The 23,167-nt window shown below is 32.8% G+C and carries 22 protein-coding genes; 12 read left to right on the forward strand and 10 right to left on the reverse strand.

Annotation, left to right across the window (positions count from 1 at the left end):
• Nucleotides 1-270 (forward strand): hypothetical protein (locus tag K1X44_05010; GenBank protein MBX7146650.1); only part of this gene is annotated, 270 nt, incomplete at its 5' end.
• 29 nt (nucleotides 271-299) lie between these two features.
• Here K1X44_05010 and K1X44_05015 read toward each other — a convergent pair.
• Genes K1X44_05015 through K1X44_05025 form a run of 3 tightly spaced genes read right to left on the reverse strand, consistent with a single transcriptional unit; the run spans nucleotide 300 to nucleotide 2,191 of the window.
• Nucleotides 300-1,073 (reverse strand): DNA-binding domain-containing protein, encoded by a 774-nt coding sequence (locus tag K1X44_05015; protein ID MBX7146651.1) that lies wholly within the window; start codon nucleotides 1,071-1,073, stop codon nucleotides 300-302.
• Complete coding sequence (locus K1X44_05020; protein MBX7146652.1) at nucleotides 1,070-1,888, reverse strand: DUF692 domain-containing protein; 819 nt, start codon at nucleotides 1,886-1,888, stop codon at nucleotides 1,070-1,072. The genes K1X44_05015 and K1X44_05020 overlap by 4 nt, the downstream gene beginning before the upstream one ends.
• 51 nt (nucleotides 1,889-1,939) lie before the next feature.
• The gene (locus K1X44_05025; GenBank protein MBX7146653.1) at nucleotides 1,940-2,191 is read right to left on the reverse strand and encodes a DUF2282 domain-containing protein; all 252 of its coding nucleotides are present in this window, start codon (nucleotides 2,189-2,191) and stop codon (nucleotides 1,940-1,942) included.
• A gap of 239 nt (nucleotides 2,192-2,430) precedes the next feature.
• Here K1X44_05025 and K1X44_05030 point away from each other — a divergent pair, with 239 nt between their 5' ends.
• Entirely contained in the window at nucleotides 2,431-2,868 is a 438-nt protein-coding gene (locus K1X44_05030; GenBank protein ID MBX7146654.1) for a DoxX family protein, read from the forward strand.
• A gap of 15 nt (nucleotides 2,869-2,883) precedes the next feature.
• Here the strand turns inward: K1X44_05030 and K1X44_05035 are convergent, their stop codons facing one another.
• Entirely contained in the window at nucleotides 2,884-3,486 is a 603-nt protein-coding gene (locus K1X44_05035; GenBank protein ID MBX7146655.1) for a hemerythrin domain-containing protein, read from the reverse strand.
• A 24-nt stretch (nucleotides 3,487-3,510) separates the two neighbouring features.
• Nucleotides 3,511-4,386: a hypothetical protein gene (locus K1X44_05040; protein ID MBX7146656.1), complete on the reverse strand. Its 876-nt coding sequence runs from the start codon at nucleotides 4,384-4,386 to the stop codon at nucleotides 3,511-3,513.
• A gap of 411 nt (nucleotides 4,387-4,797) precedes the next feature.
• Between K1X44_05040 and K1X44_05045 the strand changes: the two genes are divergently transcribed.
• Nucleotides 4,798-4,956, forward strand: a complete 159-nt coding sequence (locus tag K1X44_05045) for a DUF3309 domain-containing protein (protein MBX7146657.1) — start codon at nucleotides 4,798-4,800, stop codon at nucleotides 4,954-4,956.
• 53 nt (nucleotides 4,957-5,009) lie between these two features.
• Here K1X44_05045 and K1X44_05050 read toward each other — a convergent pair whose 3' ends face one another.
• On the reverse strand, nucleotides 5,010-6,293 hold the full coding sequence (locus K1X44_05050) for an impB/mucB/samB family protein (GenBank protein MBX7146658.1): 1,284 nt from the start codon (nucleotides 6,291-6,293) through the stop codon (nucleotides 5,010-5,012).
• A 214-nt stretch (nucleotides 6,294-6,507) separates the two neighbouring features.
• Between K1X44_05050 and K1X44_05055 the strand changes: the two genes are divergently transcribed.
• Nucleotides 6,508-8,055, forward strand: coding sequence for a hypothetical protein (locus K1X44_05055; protein MBX7146659.1), 1,548 nt, complete (start codon nucleotides 6,508-6,510; stop codon nucleotides 8,053-8,055).
• Nucleotides 8,056-8,105: 50 nt separating this feature from the next.
• On the opposite strand, the gene K1X44_05060 is transcribed toward K1X44_05055, so the two are convergent.
• Nucleotides 8,106-9,275 (reverse strand): MFS transporter, encoded by a 1,170-nt coding sequence (locus K1X44_05060; GenBank protein MBX7146660.1) that lies wholly within the window; start codon nucleotides 9,273-9,275, stop codon nucleotides 8,106-8,108.
• A 262-nt stretch (nucleotides 9,276-9,537) separates the two neighbouring features.
• On the opposite strand from K1X44_05060, the gene K1X44_05065 reads away from it, so the two are divergent.
• The 3 genes from K1X44_05065 to clpB all read left to right on the forward strand — a co-directional run bounded on the left by K1X44_05065 (nucleotide 9,538) and on the right by clpB (nucleotide 13,726).
• Nucleotides 9,538-10,209: a hypothetical protein gene (locus tag K1X44_05065; protein ID MBX7146661.1), complete on the forward strand. Its 672-nt coding sequence runs from the start codon at nucleotides 9,538-9,540 to the stop codon at nucleotides 10,207-10,209.
• A gap of 157 nt (nucleotides 10,210-10,366) precedes the next feature.
• The gene (locus K1X44_05070) at nucleotides 10,367-10,894 is read left to right on the forward strand and encodes a hypothetical protein (GenBank protein ID MBX7146662.1); all 528 of its coding nucleotides are present in this window, start codon (nucleotides 10,367-10,369) and stop codon (nucleotides 10,892-10,894) included.
• A 231-nt stretch (nucleotides 10,895-11,125) separates the two neighbouring features.
• The gene (gene clpB / locus K1X44_05075) at nucleotides 11,126-13,726 is read left to right on the forward strand and encodes an ATP-dependent chaperone ClpB (protein MBX7146663.1); all 2,601 of its coding nucleotides are present in this window, start codon (nucleotides 11,126-11,128) and stop codon (nucleotides 13,724-13,726) included.
• Nucleotides 13,727-13,773: 47 nt separating this feature from the next.
• Here clpB and K1X44_05080 read toward each other — a convergent pair whose 3' ends face one another.
• Complete coding sequence (locus K1X44_05080; protein MBX7146664.1) at nucleotides 13,774-15,498, reverse strand: M23 family metallopeptidase; 1,725 nt, start codon at nucleotides 15,496-15,498, stop codon at nucleotides 13,774-13,776.
• Between the two features lie 350 nt (nucleotides 15,499-15,848).
• Between K1X44_05080 and nudC the strand changes: the two genes are divergently transcribed.
• On the forward strand, nucleotides 15,849-16,769 hold the full coding sequence (gene nudC / locus K1X44_05085) for an NAD(+) diphosphatase (protein ID MBX7146665.1): 921 nt from the start codon (nucleotides 15,849-15,851) through the stop codon (nucleotides 16,767-16,769).
• Nucleotides 16,770-16,775: 6 nt separating this feature from the next.
• Here nudC and K1X44_05090 read toward each other — a convergent pair whose 3' ends face one another.
• Nucleotides 16,776-17,102, reverse strand: coding sequence for a TfoX/Sxy family protein (locus tag K1X44_05090; GenBank protein ID MBX7146666.1), 327 nt, complete (start codon nucleotides 17,100-17,102; stop codon nucleotides 16,776-16,778).
• A 397-nt stretch (nucleotides 17,103-17,499) separates the two neighbouring features.
• On the opposite strand from K1X44_05090, the gene K1X44_05095 reads away from it, so the two are divergent.
• The gene (locus K1X44_05095; GenBank protein MBX7146667.1) at nucleotides 17,500-18,000 is read left to right on the forward strand and encodes a MarR family transcriptional regulator; all 501 of its coding nucleotides are present in this window, start codon (nucleotides 17,500-17,502) and stop codon (nucleotides 17,998-18,000) included.
• An 89-nt stretch (nucleotides 18,001-18,089) separates the two neighbouring features.
• On the opposite strand, the gene K1X44_05100 is transcribed toward K1X44_05095, so the two are convergent.
• Nucleotides 18,090-19,286, reverse strand: coding sequence for an acyl-CoA dehydrogenase (locus tag K1X44_05100; GenBank protein ID MBX7146668.1), 1,197 nt, complete (start codon nucleotides 19,284-19,286; stop codon nucleotides 18,090-18,092).
• Nucleotides 19,287-19,460: 174 nt separating this feature from the next.
• Here K1X44_05100 and K1X44_05105 point away from each other — a divergent pair, with 174 nt between their 5' ends.
• The 3 genes from K1X44_05105 (at nucleotide 19,461) to K1X44_05115 (ending at nucleotide 23,089) form a co-directional block, all read left to right on the forward strand.
• On the forward strand, nucleotides 19,461-20,474 hold the full coding sequence (locus tag K1X44_05105) for a P1 family peptidase (GenBank protein ID MBX7146669.1): 1,014 nt from the start codon (nucleotides 19,461-19,463) through the stop codon (nucleotides 20,472-20,474).
• A 194-nt stretch (nucleotides 20,475-20,668) separates the two neighbouring features.
• Nucleotides 20,669-22,078 carry an ABC transporter substrate-binding protein gene (locus K1X44_05110; protein MBX7146670.1) on the forward strand — a complete coding sequence of 470 codons (1,410 nt, stop codon included), beginning with the start codon at nucleotides 20,669-20,671 and terminating at the stop codon, nucleotides 22,076-22,078.
• A gap of 36 nt (nucleotides 22,079-22,114) precedes the next feature.
• Nucleotides 22,115-23,089, forward strand: coding sequence for an ABC transporter permease (locus K1X44_05115; GenBank protein MBX7146671.1), 975 nt, complete (start codon nucleotides 22,115-22,117; stop codon nucleotides 23,087-23,089).
• Nucleotides 23,090-23,167 lie beyond the last annotated feature (78 nt).

A 23,167-nucleotide genomic window follows, 5' to 3' on the forward strand; every position in this document is an offset into this window, starting at 1 on the left:
TCATTGGCAGGTGCTACAAATATGGTGCTTTTGATAATTTTTTTTGGGGTTAGTTTAAGTTTATTTAAAATTAAAATACAAGAATATAGCCGGGAAAAAAAATCAATGAAAAAAAAATTTTCTATTCCTTTAATTTTTCCTTTATTGGCTATTATGGGAAATCTAAGTATAATGTTTTTTTTACCATTTAAAAGTCAGCTTATTGCGTTTTGTGTTATTATTGCAGGTTTTATTGTATTACAAAGTTATAAGCGACTTTATAAATCATAATAATGCATTTATAATGCTTTCAGAAATTTCTATTCTAGTCTGGTAAAAAAGCCTCTTGTAAACCAATTTGTTAAAAATTGAGGTAATTCATTCATTAATTGTGTCGTTTGATCGCCAAAAATATTTGCTGTTTGGCTAAGGGCATTTTCAAATGGTTCATTTTTTTGAAGAAAATCAAGTAATGTATACTCCATTGGATCTAAGGTAAAACGCTGTATAGTGTTATTATGTCTTACAAGGAATAAATATTCTGGTTCGTGATTTAACTTAATTTGATCATTATTGGTACGAAACTCGCTTATATATTTATGAACTGCATAATCGAAGGATAACAATTCGGATGCTGCACGAAAAATAAATTTTTTGTTTAATAATTCTTCAGGATTAATTTGACTTAGCATTTGTGGGTCCAAAGAATTACTATCAGGTAAATAAAATACTTTGGTAATTGTACTTTCTAAAAGAGCTAAATTATAACCACCTTGGTCTTTTGACCAAGTACGAAAAAAATCAGCAAATTGTATAGAATAAAGATTCAAATCCCAATTTAAAGAAGGTGTGGCTAAAACAAACTCTTGTACTGCTTGGGTAAATAACTTTTCACCTAAATAATTTTTCAAGGTGGGATAATCTGCTTCTGTTACTTTATAAAGACGTTCGGTATAAGCATTGATATAAATAGATATTCTAGTTGATGATAAAAAATCATCTTTAGTTTTTTTTATTTCTGATAATATTTTATCTTTATTTTTTTCGATAATAGCTTGGTGTAGAATTTCAAGTTGATGCGTATAATTGGTCATAAATTTTTAACCCTATGACGTATTTTGTTAAGTTCTTCAAGTAAAATAGGGAAATCTGGGATATTATCATCCCATTCAACCATGGCACTATATAATCCTTTAGTTTTTAAGGTGTAATCAAATAAATCTAAAACAGGATCAGCTATATGATTGTCATGGGTATCGATGATATGCGTTTTTTTATGCGTAAATCCTGCTAAATGATATTGAATAATGAAGTCTGATAAAATTGTATCAATATATCTATATGGATCCCAATTATGATTAAAACTACTTACATAAACATTGTTAATGTCGAGTAAAATTTTACATCCAGTTTTAGAACATAGTTCATTTAAAAACTCTGGTTCACTTATTGTTGATCCGCCAAATTCAAGATATGATGATGCGTTTTCAAAGACAAAAGAACGTTGCAATGTATCTTGAATTTTGTGAATACGTGGAATGATATGGGCAAGTGCCTCTTCTGTGTAAGGTATGGGAAGCAAATCATGCGTATTATTATTGTGCATTGCTGTATAGCAGAGATGATCAGAAACCCAGGGTGCTTCCAAATAATCAGCAAGCTTTTTTAACCGCTGTAAATAATTTTGATCAAGCTTATCAATTGATCCAATTGAAAGAGATACACCATGCATAATAATGGGATAATCTTGACGTAAATCTGATAAATAGTCCCAATAACCTTGATGGGAATTTATATAATTTTCTGAAATAATTTCAAACCAATCAACATTAGGTTTTGTATCAATTATTTCTTGATAATGGGGATGACGAAGACCAAGGCCAAACCCAAGAAAAGTTTCTTTTGTCATTAAAGTAAATAAGAATGGCCTATAAATTTATATAGGCCATTCTATCAAAAATTAGCTTTTTAACATACCACCCATTTTGGTGCATTCGCCTTTATTAACCATCATCCAATCATTTGGGTCGTTATCTTTTGTTGCTTGGCCTGCACAAGAATGTGAACCATCAGCAGCTTTACATTCGTTTTTACCAGCTTTGGCAATACCATAACATTTTTCTTTGTTGGCATCACCAGCAGCATAAGTTGCAGTTGTAAGTGAACTGGCCATAATACCTGCTAATGCAGCAATAACAAGTTTTTTATTCATTGGATAACATTCCTTTTAAAATAAGTTAATTGTATATTATTATTTATAAAATATTTTATTTATGATTTCCTGTCAAAAGGATAATTGATTTTAATGAATTGATTTTATATAAATTTGGCAATTCATATATTTATGAACAGATATAATACTATTTATCTATAAATTGATAGATATTAACTATTATATTTGTTAACTAAATTAATAATAGTATGTATGATTAACTATGAGGGGAGATAAATATGATATCATGTTGTACTAATATTTATGGGTTGTATGTTAAAATAACAAAATATTTACAACCTTTTATGTTGCTTTTGGTTCGCCTATGGATAGCTCGTATATTTTTTCTTTCAGGTCTTACAAAGATACAAAATTTTGATAGTACGCTTATTTTATTTACCGAAGAATATAAGGTACCAATTTTATCCCCCTATTTAAGCGCAGTGTCAGCAACAACCTTTGAATTATTGTGCCCAGTTTTGCTTATTATTGGTTTTGCGTCACGTCTTACAGTTCTTCCATTATTAGCAATGACAGCAGTAATTCAATTTACCTATGACCAAAATATTCAACATTATTATTGGGCTATGCTCTTGGGCATAATCCTTGTTTTTGGTGCGGGTAAATTTTCTATAGATCACTATATCTGCTGTCATTTTAAAAATAATAAAAATTAAGATAAAACTTATATATTAATGTGCACTGCGTAACGAACCATTCCTTTTAGAGGATGATTTTTTACCATTTTTTTGTAAAGAAGGCATAATCTTTTTTGCTTTTGTTTTTGTTGAAGAAGCCTCTTTTTTATTCCAAAAAGAAGTGATCATCTTCTCTTCCCATGATACAGGAATGTTATTTTCCATTAATTCTTCTTTTCGGTCTAATAATTCTTGTCCTAACGCTTCGAAATCAATATCCATATTTTTTATATCAGGAAACATTTTATTTTCTTCTTCCCGAATATGATGTCTAATACTTTCAGCAAGTACTCTAACTTTTGCTTCATAATGCTCTTCATTACCGTTCATATTTTCTAATTCAGCAATAAGCAGTTTGGCAACATGATGCTCCTCATCGGCTTCATTCATTATGTCTTCTTCTGCTTCTTTGCGAACTGTAGGATAAAAAATTTCTTCTTCAATTGTTGCATGAACTTTTAATTCTTGAATTATAGTTGCTGCAATTTTCTTCTTTTCACGTAAACTATTTGCATCTTCAAAGTCATCGAAGAGATCCTTTACTTTTTGGTGATCTTCTTTAAGAATAGAAAGAGCGTGATCTTTTGATTCAAACATTTTTTTCTCCTAATAAATAATTGTTTAATATTCGTCGCGGTGTTTCCCACCAAGTGCGGCTGTAATACAGCCAATAAAAGCGCCAGCTATCATGGATAGAAAAGTAAAAAGGGAAAGATAAATAGCAGTCTTTCTTGCTTTTTCTGCACTTTCTTGAACTTTTGCTTTTGCTTCATTCAAACGCCCCATGACATCATCAATTCTCTGCGTTGCTTCTTCTGGGCTTATTCCTATACGTGATGCAACAAGATTTGCTAAATATGTTTTATCACCCTCAGGAATATTTCCTTCTTCTATACTACGTGTCAAAATGCGTGTGGTTTCTTGCCGAACATCTTGTCCTACATTTGTATTTGATTGGGTTGTACGGAATAAACTATCAACATAGTAATTTTTGGATTCATTTTCTGTATTACCTACATTCATTGCATTTTGTAGTGCCCCATAACTTGCACCGGCTACAGCTCCTGTTGTTAAAGTTGTAGTAACTTTTAATGCCCCACCTAACAAAGAAAACGTTGTACAAGCAGTAAAAATTACAACGAATATAGTTGATAGAGACCAAACAAGAAAACCATGAGCGGTATCGCGAAAAAATATTTCATCGTTATGAATTTTGGTCCATTTGGTCCGAAGGCGGCCTGTTACATATCCTCCAACACCTGCAGATAACCATTGCATAATGATGAGCCAGATCACTGTGCCTACAGTAAAACTAACAGCAGTGGGGTTTAAATAGGACCAAGGTGATAAAGAGGAAAATCCTAAACTAGATCCCAAAATTAACAGGATAAGAGAAACAGCAATGGCAACAAACGTACCACCAAAAATAGCTGGCCATGTAATAGCTGATGTTGTGGATTCTAAATTTTTATTTATATCTTCATTTGTCGTAATCATTGTGTTTCCCCTATACAAATAATTTATTTGTTAACGCCAGAATAATAAAATTAAAATAATGATTGGAATTGGTATACCAAGAAGCCATAGGATTATTGCACGTCTCATTTTTATCTCCCGTCAATTTTGGATTAATGAATAACATCTACCCTAAAATTAGTGGTATAAAAAAACAGTATGGTTCTTAAGGTTATCTTATGCAGGGAATCTAAATGATTAATAAAATTGTATGTGAAGATTTATCGTATTTATTTATGAATTTATACTTTCTTTATACTTCCTAACTTTTTTATTCACTGCATTTTTATATAGAGCATGATAAAGTTATTATATATTCTGGAATATCTAAGAGTGAAGATATATTGGGATATGGGAATTTTAAATTAACTATTTGAAAGCGGGGAAGTCATTATGACATTATCAACATTACTCTTTATCATTCTCATAATCTTTTTAATTGGTGCTTTGCCATCGTGGCCCTATAGCCGCGGTTGGGGATATTATCCAAGTGGTATTTTGGGTTTAGTTTTAGTAGTAGTTATTATTTTGATGGTTATGGGGCGTATCTAATAGGTATTAGTTTTGATAGATTCTCTCCACTCGGGTGGTAAAAGCTTTTATAATTATTCTTGAAATTCCTCCCTGTCAGGGATACGTGTAAAGGCAATTTTACTACCCGAAAAACTTTTTCCTTGTGAGGGTAGCATTCCAATTAGAATTGAATCCCGACCGAAACGATGATTAATTTTATCAAGAGCTTTGGAAATTTTTTCTCCTTTATGTCGTTGTTTAAGGTTGACATCTGGCCATTCTTTAAATAATTCTGTTTTTAATTTTTGCTCATCAATAAGATCATAAACCACAAGAGAAATTTTTTTAATTCTTTCATTTTTACTTTCTTGAATAATTTTTTTCCATAAATGATCAAGCATATTTAAAAATGTTAAACTATCTTGAGCCCGATAACAGCGCATATTTTTTTCGATTCGAAGGCCCGCTTCCAACCGAACAGCAAGACCAAATCCGCATGCATAATATCCCATACGGCGTAATCTACTGGCTGCTTTAAGCAAAAGACGACGGGCCACAAATTTAGCCTTAGATGGATCTCGCAAGTCAGGTGCCATGACATGGCTGTGGCTTAGGGAATGACGTTTAATTTCATCTTCAGGTAATTCATAACCACGCAAGAAATACCACATTTTTTCACCCCAAATACTTCCCCAAATTTTACGCATGGATTTTCGGTCAAGATTCCATAAGGTAGAGAAATTTTTAACATCTGCATTATATAAACGTTGTTCCATATTAAAACCAATGCCTGGCAAATCACGTAATTGAATATTTAAAAGTCTTTGGGGTAAATCTTCTATCGGTAAAATGGTTAGACCATCTGGTTTTTGTAAATCGGTGGCAACTTTGGCTAAATACCGATTGGGGGCAATACCTATAGAGCAGCGAATATATTTTCCCACATTTTTTGCCAATCCTTGTTTAATTGACTGGGCTATTTCAATCGATCTTTTCATAGATGTTTCATTATCCATCAAACGACATGCAACCTCATCAATGGAACAAACCATTGTGACGGGTAAATGACAATTAACTTCTTCTATAATGCGATGATGAAATTCAACATATCGCTCATGTTGGGCCAAAACACAGACCAGATTGGGACATATACGTTTTGCGTCATAAATACGGGTGTTTGTTTTAATACCAAAAGCTTTGGCTTCATAACTTGCGGCAATAGCAGATGTTGAATCGGTTTCCACAGGTACAACGACAACGGGCCTGTCCCGTAATTCAGGATTCAATTGTTGTTCAACGCTGGCAAAATAACTATTAAAATCAATATAAAGCCATCGTAATGTTAATGAGTTATGTATAGAATTTTGGAAAAGCATAATTATATCATCCAAATATATAATATAGAATAAACAAAATTATTTAATATAAAAATTTTTATGTTAAATAAAATCATAAATATTAAAAACACATTATTTTTTTACATAAACAACACTTTTATAAATAAATCTAATTAAATTTTAATTATATTGGAATTAAAATTTAATTAGATTTATATATTAATTAATTTTTATATTGAGGTTGTTTTTTATAATGAAAAAAGATCAATTAGTAAAAAAAGTAAATGCAAAAAATTTTTCGGATAGTTTAAATTTAAGTTTTTATAGTCTTATGGTTAATGGCACGGATAAAGATGACATTATCCAAGGTAATGCTAATGAAAAGAACTTTCTTTATGGCGAGGATGGCAATGATTATATTCTTGGCGCGAATGACATAGATTTTATTTCAGGTGGCAATGGAAATGATGTCCTTAAAGGATTCCAAGGCCAGGACGAACTACAAGGTAATGAAGGTGATGACACAATATGGGGCGGGGAGGAAAATGATCGAATTTATGGGGGTATCAACAACGATACTCTTTATGGTGATGAGGGGGATGATTTACTCTATGGGGAAGCCGGTCATGATACTATCTATGGTGGGGATGGTTATGATGAAATTCAAGGGGGTGAAGGTAATGATACAATATGGGCCGGGTGGAATAGGGATTTTGTTGAAGGCGGTAATGGCAATGATTTTATTGATGGTGGTGCTGGTGGGGAAAACAAATTATTTGGTGGGGATGGGAATGATACCTTAGAATCTTATTATGACAATGATACTTTGGATGGTGGTGTAGGTGATGATATTATTACGGATTGGGGTGGTGCTAATACTATTAATGCCGGTGGTGGTAATGATAAATTTTATGGTGCAGTAAGTTTTGGTATCCATCACAATACCATTGATATGGGTAATGGGGATGATTATGTTTTTGCGGGTTGGGGTGATGATATAGTACAAGGTGGAGATGGAAATGACATTTTAGACGGGAGTAAGGGTAATGATTATCTTTATGATTTTTCAGGTAATAATACTATAAATGGTGGGGATGGGAATGACCTTGTTTACGTAAAGGGTAGCATCTATCAGTATAGTAAAGTTAATGGTGATGATGGAGATGATGTTATGATAACATCAGGAGACTACGCGTTAAATGCTGATGGGGGGTGGGGTAATGATACTATATATGGTGCAGGTGCAGTTGATACACTTTTTGGTAACGAAGGTAATGATATTATTAATGGGTTTGGTGGTAATGATGATATAGGTGGTGGTGCAGGTGATGATATTGTTGATGGTGGGGATGGGGATGACTACATTTATGATCATACAGGTAACGACCATCTTATGGGTGGAGCTGGAATTGATACGGTACAAATGTTTGGTAAATATGATGAATATAGCATTAAATATGAATGGGATCCAGTTACATCATCTTATGCATGGCGTGTAACTGATAAAGCTGGGAGCACAAGATATGGTGGTATATATGGCGATCAGGGGATTAACTTCATTAGTACATCAGTTGAATATTTAAAATTTGTTGATCTAGATGGTAAAGCAGGCATAATAGATTTGCGGAAATTACCTTCAGGATTTGAAAAGTCATTAACAGTTGGTGGTGGGGGGACATGTTTGGAAGCTTTAAAACAAGTAAGTGCGGCATTTACTGATGATACTTTAGGAACAGAATCCCTATTCCTTGATCATAAGGATAATTACGGATTTGGATCCTTGGTTAGTAGCCAATCATAATTTTTTATTTTAAGGTTGGTATATAAAGGTAAGGTTTTTTAACCTTACCTTTATTTTTTAATAGAAAGAACTATTAAAGTAATTAAGGAAAAAAACGCCCCTAAAAAGAATGTATATTGTGATCCCCATTGATCCCAAATAAATCCTGCAAAAAAACTAGCAGAGAATAAAGTTATCCCACTTGTTAAATTAAAAATACCGTAAGCCGTACCGCGTAATTCAGCTGGTGTCGTATCTGTAACCAACGCGGATAATAATCCTTGGGTACACCCCATATGTAATCCCCATAATATTACGCCAAAAAATACTGTTATGATATGTGAAGAAAAACCCAGGACAAGATGGGCCAGAAATAAAAAAATAATCCCCGGTATTAAAAGCAAATAACGATTTTTTTTGTCCGAAAGCTTACCAATAGGATAAACAGTTAGTGCATATATAATGCTCATAACTATTAAAATAAGAGGTGTTAAACTTAATGATAAACCTGAAGATTGACCTTTCAAAATTAAAAAAGCTTCACTAAATCTAGCCATATTAAGGCAACAGTTTGTAATAATTAAATACCAAAAATTTTTGTTTAATGATGTAAGTATACTAATTTTAAACACATAGGGATTTTTTACTGATTGAATATGTTTTGGTTCTGTAACAAAAATATATAATATTAATATAGATATAAAAGCAGGAATGACTGCAACCCATAAAATTATACGTATATTTTCATTTGCGATAATCATTAAAACAATAGCTAATAAAGGGCCCAAAATAGCCCCTATAGTATCTAAAGTTTGACGTAATCCAAAGCAAGCCCCCCGTATTTCTTGGGGTGCAAGATCTGCAATTAAAGCATCGCGTGGGGCACTTCTTATACCTTTTCCAACACGGTCCAATGTGCGCGCTATAATAATAGTGCCAATTGAATTGGCTAAGGGAAAAAATGGCTTTGTAATCATGGAAAGACCATACCCACAAAGGGTTAAGGCTTTGCGTTTTCCCAGATAATCACTTAATAGCCCAGAAAATAATCTGATAATGAGAGAAACGGCTTCGGCAATACCTTCCACAAATCCTACCCATATCATACTACTTCCCAAAACAGACACCATAAAAACAGGTAAAAGACTATGAATATATTCTGAAGACATATCCATAAATAAGCTGACGAAACCAAGTGCCCAGATGCTTCGTGGAATAGTTTGTGATGAAGATATCAGCATATAAATGCAAGCCATAAATAAAAATAAATTGTTAAAAGTTATAATCCTAGCTTTTCAATATAGGATCAAGCGGCCAAGTTGGTTTATTTAATGTACATAAAAAGTTTTTATTAATTGATATATGAAAAAAATTAATTTTTTATATAATTTTTATATATTTGACATATTTATATATGAAATTAAAATTTAAAAAAATATACTATAATTATTAAAAAATTACAAAACATAGTTGTTTATTTTAATTTTATAAAGGAGCTAAAAATTGACTAAATTAAATCAAGGTAATAAAAATACAAAACCTGCTTTGTTAAATAATGACTATTTAGAAGCAAATAGCACGCCATCTAAGGAACTTAAGAGCGACCATAATTCATGGCATTTTAGCCCAGAATTTTTGACTGTTACAACAGGTACAGAAGGTGATGATACAATTGTTGGAGTTAAAACTGACGAAAATGAAATTTATGGATTAGGTGGTAATGATCGTATAACTGGTGGTGACAAAGATGATGCCATTGATGCGGGTAATGGGAATGATAGTATTATTGGCGGTGGTGGAGATGATCAGGTATTTGGTGGTGGTGGCACAGATTTTATTAATGGTGGGGATGGCTTTGATGCTGCATTTTTTTCTGGGGATTTTGCAGATTATGGCTTAAGAAATCGTGGCGCTGGTACTTGGCGGATTGAAGATTTTGCTGTTGGTCGTGATGGTATTGATCGTACCTGGGGTGTTGAAGCCTTTGTTTTTAATGATGGGGTTTTCTTTGATGAATCTGCTTATTCAGGGGAAGGCCTTTTTTTAACAAATGATAAATTAAAAGAAGTGATGGCAACATTTGGTCGTGAGGATGTAAGTTTGTCAGAAGTCAGGGATTATTTAAAAACCCATGGTGATGTAGCTGTTACCCTAACATCATCTGAGTGGAGTTAATATATAATTAGATAATTAATATGCTCTACGTATAGTGATTATAGCATTGATAAAAAGCCATCTCTCTAAGAAGAGATGGCTTTTATTATGGTTTGAACCGTAATTAATATTACGTTTTTAATTCAGAAATTATTATAAATAATGTAATGGTAATGATATTGTAAGAGGCAATGGTGATAATGAGGGTGGCGCGGGAAATGATATAATATTTTGTGAAGTTGGAAATGATAATGTCGCTGGTGGTGATGGCGAAGATCACGTATATGGTGGTAGAGGTAATGACCGATATTCAGGTGGATTAGGTGTTGACGTTGCCGTTTTCGAAGGAAAGTTAGAGAATTTTTTTATACAATTTAAAACTCTAGAAGTGCGTTGGAGTGTAATTGATCGCCGAACAGGAGCCGAGTCTCAAGGTATTAATTCTATTGATTCTTTGATTGAACTGGCTATTTTCGTCGATGAAAATCGTAATAAAGAAACGCTAAGTTTGGAACCATTAGTTTCTTATGAAATTAAAGCAGGTGAAACACCAGAAACAATTGAAATTGGCCAAGATTATATTTTATCCCATTTGATCCAATCTCGTGCAGGTTTTGCATCTTCTATTTCTACAGATTTAGGTTCTTATTCTCTTGATCGGAAAGATAGTATTTTAGAATTATCTTTGCCCAATATTTCTTTGTAAGATATATAAAATTACTCTAATAAAAATCACCCTGTAAAAATACAGGGTGATTTTATTTTGTACAGGTCAAATTGATAAGAAATTAATCTTAAAGTAATTTTATTTTATAATTTTTAGCCCTTGTGTTTAAAAAATTTTATCCTATATCCATTAAATCAGATGGTTTATAAATAAATTATGCATCAAAATTATATGCTGCAAAAGCGGGTATAATGAATTATAGGAGGGCAAATGGATTTCGAGAAATACACAGATCTTGCACGTAATTTAATAGGTAAAGCTCAATCTTTGGCTTTAAGCCAGCATCACCAATTTTTAACTCCAGAACATTTACTCAAAGTTCTTCTTGAAGACCAAGATAACCACAATGGTATAAGCCACGGTTCAAATAATTTGGTTATTAATTTATTACAAGCTGTGGGAGCAAACCCCCAAAAGATATTGGAAGATGTTAATGTTGCGTTGAATAAATTACCTAAGGTTGAAGGTCAAGGTGCAACGCAATTACATTTAAATACGGATCTAGCAAGAATATTTGATCAAGCTGAACAATCAGCCAAAAAAATGGGTGATAGTTATGTAACAGTTGAACAATTATTATTAGCTCTTGCTTTAGCAAAAAATTCAGAAGCTTCATCCATATTAAATCGGAATGGTGTAAAGCCCGACCAATTACGTCAAGCTATATTAACTATGCGTAAGGGAAGACAAGCTCAGACCCCCCAAGCTGATAGTAATTATGAAGCTCTTAAAAAATATGGGCGTGATTTAACGCAAAGTGCCAAAGAGGGTAAATTAGATCCTGTCATTGGTAGGGATGAGGAAATTCGACGTACCATTCAAGTTTTATCTAGACGGACAAAGAATAATCCTGTGTTAATTGGTGAACCTGGTGTTGGTAAAACTGCGATTGCAGAAGGATTGGCCTTGCGTATTATTAATGGTGACGTACCAGAAAATTTGCGGGATAAAAAACTGATAGCCTTAGACTTAGGCTCATTGATAGCAGGTGCTAAATTCCGTGGTGAATTTGAAGAGCGTCTTAAAGCTGTTTTACAAGAAATTACAGCAGAGGCTGGTGAAATTATATTATTTATTGATGAATTGCATACTTTAGTTGGTGCAGGAAAAGCAGATGGGGCCATGGACGCCTCTAATATGTTAAAGCCAGCTTTGGCACGTGGCGAATTGCATTGTGTTGGTGCAACAACATTAGATGAGTATAGAAAATATATAGAAAAAGATGCGGCTTTAGCCAGAAGATTTCAACCAGTTTATATTAACGAACCTTCGGTTATTGATACGATATCAATTTTACGCGGGTTAAAAGAAAAATATGAACTTCATCATGGTGTTAGAATTACAGATAGTGCCTTGGTGGCGGCAGCAACTTTATCAAATCGTTATATTAGTGATCGATTTTTACCTGATAAAGCAATTGATTTAGTTGATGAAGCTGCCAGTAAATTGCGTATGCAACTTGATTCAAAACCGGAACATATTGATGAATTAGATCGAAAAATTATTCAATTAAAAATTGAACAAGAAGCCTTAAAAAAGGAAAATGATAAAGCTTCAAAAGAAAGATTACAAAAATTATTAGATGAAATTAGTATATTAGAAAGTCAGTCAACAGTTTTAACCAAGCAATGGCAGGAAGAAAAAAATAAATTAACGGATATTCAAAAAACCAAGGAAAAACTAGAACAAGCAAAAATCGAATTAGACCAAGCACAGCGTTCTGGTAATTTAGCAAAGGCTGGGGAGATAGCTTATGGTATTATACCCGGTTTAAACAAAAAACTTGAAGAAGCTGAACAAACAACAGGCAATCAAATGCTTAATGAAGTGGTCCGTGATACGGATGTTGCTTCCGTTGTATCCCGTTGGACTGGTATCCCAGTTGATAAGATGTTAGAAGGAGAAAAAGAAAAATTACTTCATATGGAAGATGAAATTAAGAAAAGGGTTATTGGTCAAGAAGAAGCAGTTGAAGCAATTTCTAATGCAGTACGTCGTGCACGAGCTGGTTTACAGGATCCCAATCGCCCAATTGGTTCTTTTTTATTTTTAGGGCCAACAGGTGTTGGAAAGACAGAATTAAGCAAAGCGCTTGCCGCATTTTTATTTGATGATGAAACCGCTATGGTCAGAATTGATATGTCTGAATATATGGAAAAACATTCTGTTGCCAGGTTGATTGGTGCACCTCCAGGATATGTTGGATATGATGAAGGTGGTATATTAACAGAGGCTATAAGACGTAGACCATATCGTGTTATTTTGTTTGATGAGGTTGAAAAGGCCCATAGTGATATTTTTAATATTTTATTACAAATTCTTGATGATGGACGTTTAACAGATGGTCAAGGTCGCACAGTAGATTTTCGTCATACATTAATTATTTTAACTTCAAATTTGGGCAGTGAAATTATAGCGAACCAAAAGGAAAATGATGCTTTGGATGATATCAAAGAACCTGTTATGGCAGTTGTCAGACAATCATTTCGTCCAGAATTTCTTAATCGTTTAGATGATATTTTAATTTTCCATAGATTAACAAGACAACATATGGAAGCAATCGTTGATATTCAAATTGAACGTTTAAAGAAATTGGTGAAAGACAAAAATATTCATCTGTTGGTTACACCAGAAGCACGCCAATGGTTAGCTAACGCAGGATATGATCCTGTTTATGGTGCACGGCCCTTAAAAAGAGTTATTCAAAGAGAAATTCAAAATCCCTTAGCCGAGAAATTTTTAGCAGGCCAATTTAATGAAGGACAAAATATTGAAATTATTGTCGATAACAATAAATTAGTTTTCCATTAAAAATCTTGAAAAATTAAGTTCAAGATTTTCTAATTTATAGGATTAAATTAACGATTAGCAAGTTGATTGGAATTGCTTTGGCGACGTTTATCAATTTGCTGTTTAAAGGTACGAAAACTTTCAAGATCTTTACCAGCCAATTTATTACTGCTTTGTAATTTGATGCTAACTGGATTAATTTGGACCCCATTTTTAATAACTTCGAAATGCAAATGTGGACCAGTCGATCTTCCAGTCGTCCCAACATAGGCTATGACTTGACCTTGACGCACTCTTTTGCCAGCACCAAGACCTTTGGCAAAACGGCTAGCATGGGCATAGGCTGTTGCATATTCACTGTTGTGGCGAATTCTAACATAATTTCCAAAAGTTCCAGCAGGTCCCATTTTTTCTATAACCCCATCACCAGCAGCAAAGATTGGGGTGCCAATAGGTGCGCCGAAATCTGTTCCCTTATGCATTTTAGAATAACCTAAAATTGGATGGTGGCGTCTGCCAAAACCCGAGGTAATTCTAGCTCCATCAACCGGTGTTTTTAACAATGCTTTACGAATAGTTTCACCAAGTGGGGTGTAAAATTTTGCTTCCCCATCTTTAGGGGCAAATCTATAAAGCTCCAATTTTTTTCCAGATAGTGTTAAGGAAGCATATTGGATATCGCCACCACGAATAGTTTTACCATCTTCATCTTGAAATTTGTCATAAACAACTTCAAACTTATCGCCCAATTTTACATCACGTTGAAAGTCAACATCATAACTAAATGCTTGCATAATACTTTGCATCACGGATAAAGGTACGCCCTGTCTTTTTCCTGAGTCAAATAAACTTGATCTGATAGCACCGCCTGCAACTGTATCAACTTTTTGCAAAGGTGTGGCAAAAATTCGTGCTTTAAAACTGCCATCATTTTGTTTAGTAAGTTCAACTGTTTGTTCACTGGTTGGTCGTAAATTAAGACTGACAAGAGACATTCCATTATCAACAATATTGTCTGTTGAATTTGTTGGTGCTGTATTTACTATACCTTCGGAATTTAAAACAAGTTTAATTTCTTGTTCAGATTTTAATTTTTTTGTAGGAAAAATTTCTTCCAAAGTATTCATAGCATTTTTTGCTTCAATTTCTGCAACGCCAGCTCCAATTAAAACATCATAGATTGTATCACCGGCCCGAACTTCAACAATTTGTTCAACAATAGGATCAACTGTTTGGGGAGATGACGAGAAGGAAAGTTCGGCAGGATTGTTTCCAGCAAAAAGACTATCGGATGAACTTTGAGATAAAACAAAATAACGTGGGGCCAATTGTTGTTCCAGATCAACCTGTATAATAGGATATGTTGCAAGCAAAGTTAGATTTTTTGGTTGAGCTGAAATCGTCTCTATGGTTGATGTTAATTCAGATTTTAAAGTTTCATCTGTCTTTAATGATTCCGTTAAAGCTGGTTTTAATTCTTGGGTGGGTTGAATTGAAACCAGTATATTTTCGGATTGTACCTGTAGAGAGGAGGTTTGATTTTTTTTAGGTATCCCATGTAAATAATAACCAGTTATAGCAAATAAAACTAAGCCAATCCCAATGTTGACCAAATGTCTTTGAGGTGCACTAAACCATGTTGGATAGACTTTTTGGGTAACAGCAACCTGAGTTAAAATTAATCTTAACCCACTAAAGCAGCAAAATAGAAACCATTCAATTAACCGCAGAATACGTTCTTTAATGCAAGAAATAGTCGATGTAGAATTAATATGGCGTACAGAAGATACCATTAAATCAATTTCCTATATCTATTAATTGGGATAAATTTTAATTTTGGCCACAAACAATTGTTAACTTTTTATTAATATTTTTAACCATGCCTTAAACCATCATTAAATGTCAATTAGAAAATCTTGGAATCCCAACGATATTCCTTATATGTTCACATTTTATGGTTAATTTTTAAAGATTTTAAATAATTTTAATTTAAATATTAAATCTTTAGAATGTTATAAACTCATATCATGATCCACATAGGGACCAATTCCTTAATATTTCTATGGTGAGGATTGCTCATTAACCTAAATTTTTTAAATTGGATTTTGTATTTCAGATCAATAATTTTATTATAATTTGAATCATGGAAAATTTAGCTTATTCTAACCTCAAACTTAATCGAGCAAGTAAACAACGCCTAGATTATAGATGGATTCAAAGGACAAGGGAAAAAAATGATAGTAAGTTTATTCCACTATGGCATGATCAATTCTTTATTAATTCTTTTTCTTTTGAACCATTAAGCTTATCAAATGAATTATTGTCTTCAAAAAATTTAATAGAAGACGCAGTTTTACTGGGATTAAATCAAGATCAAGCTTTTTTTGCTATAGATCTTTCTTTTTGGGATCGAGACGCAGCTTTACAATTTGTGCAAGCTTCTTCTTTGATAGATTTACGTAAATTATTTGGTAAATTAAGTAAAGCGACAGCAGATATTTTAGCTTATGCGCGTGGATTGCTTTATTGGCACCGACATCAACAATTTTGTGGATTATGTGGCCAAAAAACTATAAGCCAACAAGGTGGTGCTTTCAGGCAATGTGCTTATAAAAAATGTAATACTTTATATTTTCCAAAAATTTCTCCTGCAGTTATTATGTTAGTTGAGTTGCTTGATCCAAACCCAACTTGCTTATTGGCACGTCACCATAATGCAGATAAAGATCATTATTCAACTTTGGCTGGTTTTGTAGAAATTGGGGAAAGCTTAGAAAATGCCGTACACCGAGAAGTACAAGAAGAAGTGGGTATTAATTTAATTAAAGTAACTTATCAAGCATCCCAAGCTTGGCCTTTTCCATCAGGCTTAATGCTTGGATTTAGAGCACAAGCAAATAGTAAAACAATAATTTTAGATAAACAAGAATTAATGGATGCACAATGGTTCAATATAGATCAAGTAAAACAACGCCTTAATGGAGATTTAGGTGAACATCTTTTATTTCATGAAGATTCTATCGAGAAGTTTTTAATTGAAAATTGGTTGAAAGAACACGCTTAAAAAACTTTATTTTTTCTTGGATTTCTTGGAAATATTCCAAGATTCTTGAACCCAGGCTTGCCATTCTTTTGGATTTTTAAGAATAGTTTGAGGAACAGCCCAATATGACATAGATACTGATTTTCCATTTTTGTCATAAGTAAAAGGGTGGCTCTTTGCTTTTTTAAATTTTTCAATATTTTCATCATTTACCTTAAGGTAAATTTTATTATCTACAACAATACCAAAAATGACCCCATCAAGGTAAAGTCCGAGACCACCAAACATTGTTTTTTTTGAAGGATGTCCAAGAGGTTGCAGTTGATTAAGATTTTGATCTAGTTTTTTTGACATAAGATTCAATTTATAAATTGATATATTATTTAATACACAAAGTTTTAACTAGTTGTAAATAGGTTAATAGAATTTATTAATAAACATCTAAATTGTTAATAAATAATATTTTGTTTTAATAAATAAAATCTAAATTTTGAAATAATATATTTTTATTAAAACATAATTCTTAAAAATTGGACTTGGTTTATATGGAAATTGTTTTTTTAACATAGGATTACAAAATAATTACATAAAAGTTAAAATATAAAAATTTTATTGACAAAAATTTATAAATACGTGATGCTATTAAAAAGTATAAAATAATAGCTATTAAAAATCTATCTATTTTATAATCTGTTACTTTATACTATGTATTTATTTCAACATTTTGGTTACATGATACGGGGTGAATCCCATGAAAACAGTACTACTTAATACCATTAGCCTTGTTGCTAATTTAAATAGACAAAATTTAGATATCATTCATATGACGTTACGTGGATGGCGGGTTAAGGATATTAACAGCGTTCAAGTTATGGTTCTTTTTAATCTTGGAAAACAAAAATTGTGTATCGCTGAATTGGTTGATCGGGGTTATTATCTAGGTACGAATGCTTCATATAGCATTAATAAAATGATTAAAAAGGGTTATTTGGTCGCTGAATCATCTAAAGAAGATAGAAGAGCAACAAATGTAAAGGTTTCAGCAAAAGGTCTTCTTTTGTGTAATAAAATTGGTAGTTTTTATGATGCTCAAGTCAAAAAGCTAAAAAATTTAGGTATTAGTGAACAAAAATTAAAAAATACCAACAGTCTTTTAAACTCTCTTTCTCAATTTCTAGAAAAAAATATGCCTTATGAATCTGTCCGTGAAGCTAATTTAGTTGGGGCACAGAAAAAATCTAAAAAGAAATAAATTTCTAAATTTTTTGAATTCTAAAGAAAGGTTTTATTTATAAAACCTTTCTTTTTTTATTAAGAATCTGATTATTTATAATTTTTGTTTTAAAAAGCAGGGATATTAGTTTGGCTTCGCCCTAAAATTAACGCATGAATATCATGTGTGCCTTCATAAGTGTTTACAGCTTCTAAATTAATCATATGTCGAATAACATGATATTCATCGGCAATACCATTACCCCCATGCATATCTCTGGCCATTCGACAAATTTCAAGAGCTTTACCACAAGAATTGCGTTTAATCAGTGAAATCATTTCAGGGGTTGCTTCATTTTGATCTTTAAGACGTCCAACTCTTAAACAAGCTTGTAGTCCTAAAGCAATTTCAGTTTGCATATTAGCAAGTTTAAGTTGAATTAACTGATTAGCAGCTAAAGGTTTGCCAAATTGTTGGCGTTGAAGAACATAATCACGTGCAGCATGCCAGCAAAATTCAGCTGCACCAAGCGCACCCCAAGCTATACCATATCGTGCATTATTTAAACAACTAAAAGGTCCCTTTAAACCACTTACATTAGGTAAAATATGGTCCTCGCTTACTTCTACTTCATCCATACTAATGCTTCCTGTAATAGAAGCTCGCAAAGAAAATTTACCTTCTATTTTGGGCGCAGTTAAACCTTTCATGCCTTTTTCTAGGATGAACCCTTTGATGATATTTTGATCATCTTTGGCCCATACAATAAAAATATCCGCAATAGGAGAATTAGTAATCCATGTTTTACTTCCATGTAAAACATAGCCATTTTTAGTTTTTTTGGCACGTGTTTTCATCCCAGCTGGATCTGATCCATGATCTGGTTCGGTAAGACCAAAACACCCAACAAGATCACCGCGTGCTAAGGCTGGAAGATATTTTTGTTTTTGCTCTTCACTTCCGTGGGCATAAATAGGGTACATGACTAAGCTTGACTGGACGCTCATGGCAGAACGATACCCAGAATCAATTCTTTCAACTTCTCTGGCAATTAGCCCATAGCTTACGTAATTTACTCCTGGACATTCGTACCCAACGATTGTCGAACCTAAAAGACCTAAATTTCCCATTTCTTTAAGAATTTGGCGGTCGAAATGTTCATGCCTGTGGGCCTCTAAAATACGGGGCATTAATTGTTCTTGGCAATAGTTTTTTGCTGTATCGCGGATAAGACGCTCTTCTTCGCTTAATTGGGTTTCAAGCAAAAAAGGATCATTCCAATTAAATAATGAATTGTTTTTTACTTTTTGCTGGTTCCCAGACATTATATATTCCTTTTGAATTTATTTACTTAGTACAGTATAGGTTATTTAGAAAATAAATAACTAAATATGGTTTATCAACCCTATAATTTTTTTTGTTATGAAAAAGTAAAGCGAAGGAATGAATAGGTTTCAAAATCACTATTATATAGTCATGGGCTATATTAGGAAATAGTTATGATAGATGTAGGTGATAAAAACTTAATTACTGATGTACCTGGAATTAAGGTAGGTCATGCTAATTCTTCGGATTACATAACTGGAACAACGGTTCTTGTGGGGGATACCCCTATGATTGCAGCGGTTGATTGCCGGGGCGGGGCACCAGGTACCCATGAAACGGATGTGCTATTATTGGAATCAACAGTTCAAAAAATTGATGCTATAGTTTTAAGTGGAGGATCAGCTTTTGGTCTTGAATCAGTTTATGGTGTTATGAAATATCTTCGCCAGTTAGATCGAGGATTTAAAGCTGCGACTTCAAGGGTACCTATTGTGCCAGCTGCTGTTATATTTGATTTGATTGATGGTTCTGAGAAAAAATGGAACCAAAAATCTCCTTATCAAGGTTTGGGATTAAAGGCAATTCAAAATGCATCAACAATGTTTAATTTGGGGAATAATGGTGCAGGATTGGGTGCTAAAGCAGGTTTATTGAAAGGTGGATTAGGAAGCGCATCATATGTTGTTAATTTTGATAACTCTAGAAAAATTACCCTTGGTGCTTTAGTTGTTGTAAATTCATATGGTTCTGTTGTTATTCCTGGGACTAGTTGTTTTTGGTCTTTTCCTTTTGAACATAATAATGAATTTGGTGGGCAAATTTTTACAGAGAAATCATCTTTATTAACAGATGATCAAAATGAATTTAAACAACCTTTTTCTGGGACCAACACGACGCTTGCTATTATTGCAACAGACGCTATGCTGACAAAAACCCAAGCGCGTAGGTTAGCAATTATGGCCCAAGATGGATTAGCAAGAGCAATTAGACCTATTCATACAGCTTTTGATGGGGATATCGTTTTTGCTGTGTCAACCGGACAACAAATTTTAGATAAAGTCGATTATGAACTAATGAAGCTGGGTATGTATGCTGCTGATTGTTTATCAAGGGCTGTGGCACGAGGTGTTTATATGGCAAAATCAGTAAATGGATACCAAAGTTATCGTGACTTTTATAAAATTTAAATAACAGCTATTAAAAATTTATAGTTTAGTATAAAGGAATGATGCTCATGCAAAATAGAATATGTGAATTAATTTCTTTTTTAAAAAAGTTAAAACAGAATCTTTTTTTAGGAATTAAAATCAGTTGTTTAATTTTAGTTAGTTTTTGCTTTTTAGGAAACAAACTATTTGAAGCACGAGCTGAAGATCATACTATGTTGACAGTCGGTATGGTTTTGGAGCCACCAAATCTTGATCCCACTGCAGGTGCAGCAGCGGCTATTGATGAAGTTGTTTATGCCAATGTTTTTGAAGGATTAACAAGAATTGATCATAATGGAAAGGTACAGCCAGCTTTAGCAAAAAGTTGGACCATTTCTGCTAATGGATTGACGTATCAATTTATCTTACAGGATTCGGTAACATTTCATGATGGATCTCCTTTTACAGCTGAGGATGTTGTTTTTTCTTTTAATCGCGCCAAAGCACCGGATAGTGTTAATGCACAAAAAGAAATTTTTGAACCTATTCAAGATATGAAAGTGATAGAAAAAAATAAACTGGTTATCATTTTAAAAAGACCGGTTGGGGATTTCTTATCACATTTAGGTTGGGGGGATGCGGTTATTGTTTCTTCAAAAACGGTTGGGAATAATAAAACCAATCCCATTGGAACAGGACCTTTTATTTTTAAAGATTGGGTAAGAGGGGATCATATTACGTTAGCAAAATATGAAAACTATTGGGGTAAAAAACCTTTTTTACAAACAATAGTTTTTAAATTTATTGCTGAACCTGCCGCAGCTGTATCGTCACTGTTAGCTGGTGACGTGGATGTTTTCCCTAATTTTCCAGCCCCTGAATCTTTATCTGTTTTTCAAAAAGATTCTAATTTTAAAGTTGTGATCGGTAATACAGAAGGTGAAACAATTTTAGCTTTAAATAATGCCCAAAAACCTTTTCAAGATTTGAAAGTCCGACAAGCATTAAATATGGCTATTAATCGTCAAGCAATTATTGAAGGTAGCATGTCAGGTTATGGTATACCAATTGGAAGTCATTTTTCACCTATTCATTCCGCTTATGTTGATCTTTCTAATTATTATCCCTATGACATTGAGCGTGCTAAAGAATTATTAAAACAAGCTGGGTATCCAAATGGTTTTGATGTTACTTTAAAACTTCCCCCTCCTTCATATGCACGTCGAAGTGGGGAAATAATCGCAGCTCAATTAAAAGCACTAGGGATAAAGGTTAAAATTATTCCCATGGAATGGGCACAATGGTTAGAACAGGTTTTTAAAAATAAAGATTATGAAATGACTATTGTATCCCATACAGAACCTATGGATATTAATATTTATGCACGGGACAATTATTATTTTAATTATCCTAATTCAAAATTCAAAGATCTTTATAAAAAATTTTCATTAACAATGAATAATGATCAACAAACTAAAATTTTACGTGAATTACAAACATTATTAGCCAAAGATGCAGTTAATGTTTTTTTATTTCAATTACCTAAACTAGGTGTATGGAAATCTGGTATTATTGGATTATGGGATAACAGTCCAATTCAAGCTAATGATTTAACTGGGGTAATGTGGCAAACAAATAAATAAATATTATTTTACAAACCCATATGTTGAAAAACTAATATGGCTATTTTTTTAGCAAGAAAAATAATTATTGCTTTAGCTTTAGTATGGGGTGCGTCTTTTGTAATCTTTTTTTTACTTAATGTATTGCCTGGTGATCCTGCCCAAATTATTTTGGGAATTAATGCAAGACCTGATACGTTGCAAGCCTTAAGATTAGAATTAGGCCTTGATCAATCGATTATAGTACAGTATTGGCAGTGGTTCATTCATTTTTTTCAAGGTAATTTTGGCCGAAGCTATATTTATAATATCGAAATAGCTGATCTTATTAAAGAACGTATGGGACTAACTCTTATCTTAACGTTAACAGCTATGGTGTTAAGTTTTTTTTGTGCCCTCATTCTTGCATTTATTACTTTGGTTTCTTCAAGAAATGGTTTTATTCAGGTAATAATCTGGTCTATAGATGTCCTCATTTCTTTACCAAGCTTTTGGCTAGCAATTTTGCTAATCCTCTTATTTTCTGTTCATTTGGGTTGGTTGCCCGCAGGTGGATTTTCAGGTTGGAATAGAGATTTTTTATCTGTGGTTAAATCTTTGATTTTACCTGTTATTTCTTTGACTCTTCCCCAAATGGCTATATTGGCCAGAATAATGCGTACGGCTATGGTGGAGGTTCTCCATCAAAATTATATTCAAACTGCTTTAGCCAAAGGTTTAAATTCTTTTCAAGTTTTATGGAAACATGTTTTAAGAAATTCTTTTATTCCAGTGATCACAATATTATTTTTGCAATTTTCTTTTTTACTAACTGGTGGTGTTCTCGTTGAAACAGTTTTTTATTTACCTGGGCTAGGCCGCTTGTTGATAGAAGCTGTTGCCCAAAGAGATTTAGTGTTAGTGAAAACAATTATTTTTATTTTGGTCATTAGTATTATTTTATTACAGTTTTTAGCGGACAGTTTTTACATACTTATTGATCCAAGATTAAAAAAAATAAATCGAGATAATTTAGAAATTAATAAAAATTAAAATTGGAAATTTAAAGTGTTTAAATATATAAAATTATATTCGAATAAATATATTTATTTGGGCTGCATTTTAATTTTT

The sequence above is a fragment of the Alphaproteobacteria bacterium genome, from assembly GCA_019695395.1.
Taxonomy (GTDB): Bacteria; Pseudomonadota; Alphaproteobacteria; order JAEUKQ01; family JAIBAD01; genus JAIBAD01.